General features: G+C 40.0%; 8 protein-coding genes and 1 pseudogene. 2 read left to right on the plus strand and 7 right to left on the minus strand.

Annotated elements, in window-relative coordinates; translation table 11 throughout:
• Positions 1 to 431: 431 nt before the first annotated feature.
• The 3 genes from ACEW80_RS08830 to ACEW80_RS08840 are packed head-to-tail and all read right to left on the minus strand — an operon-like array spanning position 432 to position 1,226.
• Complete coding sequence (locus ACEW80_RS08830; RefSeq protein WP_373526230.1) at positions 432 to 797, minus strand: type II toxin-antitoxin system RelE/ParE family toxin; 366 nt, start codon at positions 795 to 797, stop codon at positions 432 to 434.
• Positions 790 to 1,035 (minus strand): hypothetical protein, encoded by a 246-nt coding sequence (locus ACEW80_RS08835; protein ID WP_373526231.1) that lies wholly within the window; start codon positions 1,033 to 1,035, stop codon positions 790 to 792. Before ACEW80_RS08835 ends, ACEW80_RS08830 begins: the two co-directional genes overlap by 8 nt.
• Positions 1,032 to 1,226, minus strand: a complete 195-nt coding sequence (locus ACEW80_RS08840) for a hypothetical protein (protein WP_373526232.1) — start codon at positions 1,224 to 1,226, stop codon at positions 1,032 to 1,034. The genes ACEW80_RS08835 and ACEW80_RS08840 overlap by 4 nt, the downstream gene beginning before the upstream one ends.
• Before the next feature lie 15 nt (positions 1,227 to 1,241).
• On the opposite strand from ACEW80_RS08840, the gene ACEW80_RS08845 reads away from it, so the two are divergent.
• Positions 1,242 to 1,379 (plus strand): hypothetical protein, encoded by a 138-nt coding sequence (locus ACEW80_RS08845; RefSeq protein WP_373526233.1) that lies wholly within the window; start codon positions 1,242 to 1,244, stop codon positions 1,377 to 1,379.
• Here ACEW80_RS08845 and ACEW80_RS08850 read toward each other — a convergent pair.
• From ACEW80_RS08850 to ACEW80_RS08865, 4 genes and pseudogenes are all read right to left on the minus strand, one after another.
• Entirely contained in the window at positions 1,370 to 1,498 is a 129-nt protein-coding gene (locus ACEW80_RS08850) for a hypothetical protein (RefSeq protein ID WP_373526234.1), read from the minus strand. The genes ACEW80_RS08845 and ACEW80_RS08850 overlap by 10 nt on opposite strands.
• Before the next feature lie 280 nt (positions 1,499 to 1,778).
• Positions 1,779 to 3,263 (minus strand): ATP-binding protein, encoded by a 1,485-nt coding sequence (locus ACEW80_RS08855; RefSeq protein WP_373526235.1) that lies wholly within the window; start codon positions 3,261 to 3,263, stop codon positions 1,779 to 1,781.
• Entirely contained in the window at positions 3,251 to 3,871 is a 621-nt protein-coding gene (locus ACEW80_RS08860; RefSeq protein ID WP_373526236.1) for a cysteine hydrolase family protein, read from the minus strand. The genes ACEW80_RS08855 and ACEW80_RS08860 overlap by 13 nt, the downstream gene beginning before the upstream one ends.
• Before the next feature lie 124 nt (positions 3,872 to 3,995).
• Positions 3,996 to 4,196: pseudogene (locus ACEW80_RS08865) on the minus strand (hypothetical protein); the annotation flags it as partial.
• 402 nt (positions 4,197 to 4,598) lie between these two features.
• Between ACEW80_RS08865 and ACEW80_RS08870 the strand changes: the two are divergent.
• Entirely contained in the window at positions 4,599 to 4,820 is a 222-nt protein-coding gene (locus ACEW80_RS08870; protein ID WP_373526237.1) for a DUF433 domain-containing protein, read from the plus strand.
• Positions 4,821 to 5,226 lie beyond the last annotated feature (406 nt).

The raw sequence follows: 5,226 nt of genomic DNA on the forward strand, positions 1-5,226 counted from the left end.
TAGCATCCAGAGGTTCAAAAACCTTGCACTTTCGTCGGCGAGCGCCGGGCAAATTGGGAAACTAAGCGACGAAACTACTATTTTGTAAGCTGTGTGGCTTCTAGATTCGCTCTGGAGACTTATTCAGCAAGCCCTATTTATTTATTTATTTATTTATTTATTTATTTATTTATTTATTTAAGTAATTCACGCATTTATTTTGGTGTATCATTTATTTGTAGTTAATTATTTCTGCTTAATTTTTGCATCGTCCTACTTGGGCGATGCCTGCGGCGGGCAAAGCCAACGCATCATTGAACTACCTAACCGCTATAAAACTATTGCTTGATCAGAGATTACCAGCAATCGACACAGGTTTGGAATTTATAAAAGCTAAACTCAGTTAGCCGATGGTATCTCCCCATATCCTATGAAGTATTGTTTTATAAATTTTATTGGTCTTCAACTGCACTTTGTTCATACTCAGTAATAATGCTCCTAATGTCATCTGCTGCCATGTCAGCTTGTTCGGATTTAGTATAAATAGTGAGCAGAATGATCCCCATTGCTGTTTTAATGTAATAAATCAGACGGTAGCCACCACTTTTACCTTTTTGAACATCGCTATTTCGGACTCGCAGCTTAAAAACTGCATAACCAATCTTAGATATTTGATCTCCAGGTAACTCTCCCCGTTCAAGTTGTTCAATTACGGGTTGTATATCATTACGAATACTCCGATATTTTTTGGCGAGGATGCGTAGATTTCGGTTAAACGTTGGCGCGGCTTCAACTTGAATAAACGATTGCTCAGACATCTTCAAGTCCTTCCCAAAGTTGAGCCACAGGAATCGTTTTTCCAGTCATAGCTTCATGCCAAGCTTGACGAAAATCTTCTAAAATCACTTCTTTAGATGGCTCATCTTCATCAATTTCTGCTGCTTCTGCGATCAGGACAATTACTTCAACACGACTGTTTTTATCACTCATTAAGGGATGATCTAAAGTAAGTTGCCCATGCTCATCAATGGTTGCCATAACTTTAATTGCTTTCATGGGGATTCCAGAGGATATGGGATATAAAAGGGATTTTTCGACATCACATCAGCTAACTGAACGAAGCGACTTGAGGCAAACTCCCGATTTTCATCGTTAAGAATTCGATTCGCTCTGATGCTGACTGACTGAATGCCACAGAAAGCGCTGATCAGTACACCAGAGTCTATGTACGTCTTCTTACGACTCACGGAATCCACCGCGCCGTGCAGCAAGTTCAAGTTCAATTTCGTCAACGTTTAGAAGTTGCAATCCAGCAGCGATCGCTGCTATTGAATGATTTTTCTATTTTAGTGGCAGAAGCCTTATTTCCTGTTCTAAGGTTTCGACTGTGTTATGTTTGAGCCGTGTTTTGCTGCTGGATTAAATTCGGTATCTTTGAAAAGCTGATTAGGTCATAAAGTTCTGCTAGTTTGTCTTCAGGGATGTCTTGCAATTCTTGGACAATCTTTTGGATCAGCATAAGTCAAACTCTTCGGTGGTTGTTAATCAATAAGTTCAGCGAGGGTTTCAGCCTCGTTCATTATGCCCCAAGAGAAAAAATCACAACTGAGCAAAAGTGTTGTGAGGTAGTTGACTTTCTGACTTTGTTGCTCAATTGAGGAATCAAATATTTGGTGCTGGCGGTTCTTTCGGGGTTGCAGCAGGAATTCTATCGGGGGCGGTTGGTGTCGGGGTTGGGGTCAAAATAATTCGTAATTGATAAGAAAGTAATTCGTAATTCTTACCCCATACCTAAACTATTAGATGGGAATTTGGATGCAAAATTCTGTTTCTTGGCTTGTTTTTGAGGTACATGTTAACTTGCCTTGGTGCATTTCTACTACGATCTGATAACTAATAAATAAGCCAAGTCCAGTTCCTCTACCAACAGGCTTTGTTGTAAAGAACGGATCAAATATTTTGGAAATTACCGATTCGGGAATAGCCAGACCATTGTTTTTAATGCGAACATTAAGCCAAGTTTCATCAATCAACTCAGTACTAATCCAAATAGTAGGAACGAACGGTTGAGATTGAATATTTTGACTAATTGATAGGTTAGAAATTGCCTCATTTAACGCATAGATAGCGTTATTTAAAATATTCATGAATACTTGATTAAGTTGTGCAGGATAGCACTTGACCTGGGGAATTACTCGATAGTTTTTAATTACTTGAATTCCTATATTTCCCGACTCGCTTTGGAAGCGGTGACGCATACAGCACTTCCGGCAGCTATGAGGTACATCCTCATAGCTGAAAGTGATGATAGGAGAGAGGCAGGGATAAAAACTGTATTGCATAATAGCCGGAAGTGCTGTAAATGTAATTGTGTTATTGATACCTGCATGAATATCAACATTTTTGATTTCTGCTTCATCCAACCGAGAAAAATTTCGCAGTAATAGCACAATTTCTCTAATGCGTTCGCTGCCAACTTCCATCGACTCCAGCAGCTTACCTAAATCTTTTTGAATAAAGTCCAAATCCCAGGTTATTATTGCTTCTTGAATATCTAGCGAGGGAACTGGATAGGTTTGCTGGTAGAGTTGCAAGATTTTAAATAAGACTTCTATATACTCAGATGCATGGGTGATATTAGCGTAAATAAAGTTAACTGGATTATTAATTTCGTGAGCAATCCCTGCAACTAATTGCCCCAGACTCGACATTTTTTCAGTTTGCACCAGTTGAGCCTGAGTATATTTGAGTTTCTCAAGGGTAACTTTTAGGTCGTGATTAGCTTGAATTAGCTCAATATTTCGTTGTTCTACCCTAGCTTCCAGTTCCTCGTTCGTTCGCTTTAGTAATGCTTCTGCGTGTTTGCGTAAGCGAAGCTCGTTGTAGACATCGCTAATATTGATCAGTGAGCCAGAGAATTCTGTTTCACTTTGAGGTTGAGCAGACAGTTCCAACCAAACAATTACACCAGTTTGATGGTAAAAGCGGAGTTCTTGGCAAACCTCTACTCCGGTTTGTAGCTTTTCTAGAGTTTCTGACCACAGGTGCCGATCATCCAAGTCAATGAAATTGCCTAAAGCACTACCGATGACATCTGCTATTACATAACCAAGGGTATTTGTCCAGGCTCGGTTGAGGAAATTGATATTACCCAAGCAATCGCACTTAAACACAATTTCGCGCAGACTATCCACCAATTCCCGGTAACGCCGCTCGGATTGAGACAATTTCTCAATCAAACTGTACTGAATCTGTGTATGCAATTCATTGCTTAAATCTGACATTCTACTGTAATCCTCAAACGCTCAAGTAACTCGGTATGCTTAATTGTATCGGCGTATAAGGGGAAGACGTTAGTGTGGTAGAATTCTTGCTCAAACACTGTGCGAGCAGAAGTGCAATCAGACAAAATAACAACCTGATAGCCTTTCTCATGAGCAGAACGACCTGTAGAATCAATACAGACCGAAGTGACTGCACCAGCTAGAACTACATGAGTAATCTCTTTTTCATGGAGAATAATGTCTAAGTTAGTATTCATGAAAGCATTAAATCCTCGTTTTCCGGGAACTTCGAGAATTCTGCTGTCAAAGGGTAGCAACTCATCAATCATCTGCGATCCCTTCGTACCAGCTTGAAAAGCCCCAACTGACTTGATAGTTTTAAGGATGCCAACAGGTTCAACCAATTCCTGGTAGTTTGGCGTAAAAAAAATCGGTGTGACAATCATCAACACTGGAGTTTGTAGCAAACATCGTACAAGCTCAACGGTGTTTTCTAACACTTTAGTAGCCTTTGAGGATTCCTCAATGACATTATGTAGAATACCATCGGCTGCAAAGTAATCATTTTGATAACCAATCAAGATCACAGCAGTACGTTGGGGTTGCATTATATTTCTAACTATTTAGTATATGTAGACACTTTATTATTCCCCTTTGAAGTGTGTTTTTAACGCATCCGTGAGATGACTTTTCACGGGATGTGGAAAAGCACAAAGCAACGCTAAATTTTTACTATTCCTGTAAAACGGTCTTTGATACAATTCTAGTTTTCTTCAGGTCTGCTTCAGAAAGTTGTTCGCCAGCTTGCAGGCGAGTGGCGGAAGTTTGCAACACTGTCGCTGCACCTTTATCTCCGATTTGTAAAGCAGTTTTAGCAGCCGTTTGCAACATTGTAGCTGCCCCAGCGCGATCGCCTTGTTGCAATTTCGCCTCAACCCCAAAGTTGAGCCACGGGAATCGTTTTCGTCAGCGTTTAGAAGTTGCAATCCAGAAGCGATCGCTCGTTGTCGGATTGACCATAATTTTTTGGCTAAGGGTATTTTTGGCACAAAATCAGATTCAGTGAGTGTTGTTTCTGACTCAGATTTAAGTAGTTCAACAAACTCCAAAACTTTTTGTTGTTTTTCGGGTGTGAGTTCTCGCCAGTTTTGAAGTAGTTCAACTTCATTACCCATAAGTATTTCGCTCGTGAATGATTTTTCTATTTTAGTAGCAGAAGCCTTATTTCCTCTTCCTTGCTATAAAATTTTGCTTGCAGTACAATCGTCTTTCATCAACTCGGCATGAAGCAATATACATTGACGATGATTTTCATCAGGAGCTAGGGTTACTTCCATGAAATTAGATCGCATCACTAGCAATCCTAATCGGATGAATGGACAACCCTCTATTCGTAATCTTCGCCTTACCGTTCGTCGGGTGATTGAGTTATTAGCTACCTACCCTAATCGAGAAGAACTGTTTCAGGAGTTTCCCGAATTAGAAGATGAAGATATTCAGCAAGCCTTAATTTTTGCATCGTCCTACTTGAGCGATCGCTATTCCTGTGAGTCGTGATTTCTAGGCGATCGCCTCAATTATCTATCTGCTAAAGGCTTTGCGGTATGCGATCGCATTAACAATCTTTCTCCTCAAGGCGATCGCTAGTATTGTAAGTCTTGATTTCTAGGCGATCGCATCAATTATCTATCTGTTAAAGGCGATCGCTATTCCTGTGAATCGTGATTTTTAGGCGATCGCTCTTTTGCTCTTAATATATCGTATATTAGGTATTAGAGCCTAGAGCAAATGTCTAGACTTTTAAACTTGATGTAATTACTATAAGAATTTAACCGTGATTACAAATGCTAGTAGCCTTACCCTTGGCGCTCTCCGTCAAACTTTTGGCTTGAGACTAGACTCTAGCGATCGCTTTTTTGATGAATGGTTAAATAATGCGCCGACTCTAACCGAAGCGGAACTA

The organism is Nostoc sp. (assembly GCF_041747015.1).
Classification (GTDB): domain Bacteria; phylum Cyanobacteriota; class Cyanobacteriia; order Cyanobacteriales; family Nostocaceae; genus Nostoc.

Coding starts and splice junctions, on each gene's coding strand:
- ACEW80_RS08870 (WP_373526237.1), top strand. CDS start 4,599: ATGAAATTAGATCGCATCACTAGCAATCCTAATCGGATGAATGGACAA.
- ACEW80_RS08835 (WP_373526231.1), bottom strand. CDS start 1,035: ATGAAAGCAATTAAAGTTATGGCAACCATTGATGAGCATGGGCAACTT.
- ACEW80_RS08855 (WP_373526235.1), bottom strand. CDS start 3,263: ATGTCAGATTTAAGCAATGAATTGCATACACAGATTCAGTACAGTTTG.
- ACEW80_RS08860 (WP_373526236.1), bottom strand. CDS start 3,871: ATGCAACCCCAACGTACTGCTGTGATCTTGATTGGTTATCAAAATGAT.
- ACEW80_RS08850 (WP_373526234.1), bottom strand. CDS start 1,498: ATGCTGATCCAAAAGATTGTCCAAGAATTGCAAGACATCCCTGAAGAC.
- ACEW80_RS08830 (WP_373526230.1), bottom strand. CDS start 797: ATGTCTGAGCAATCGTTTATTCAAGTTGAAGCCGCGCCAACGTTTAAC.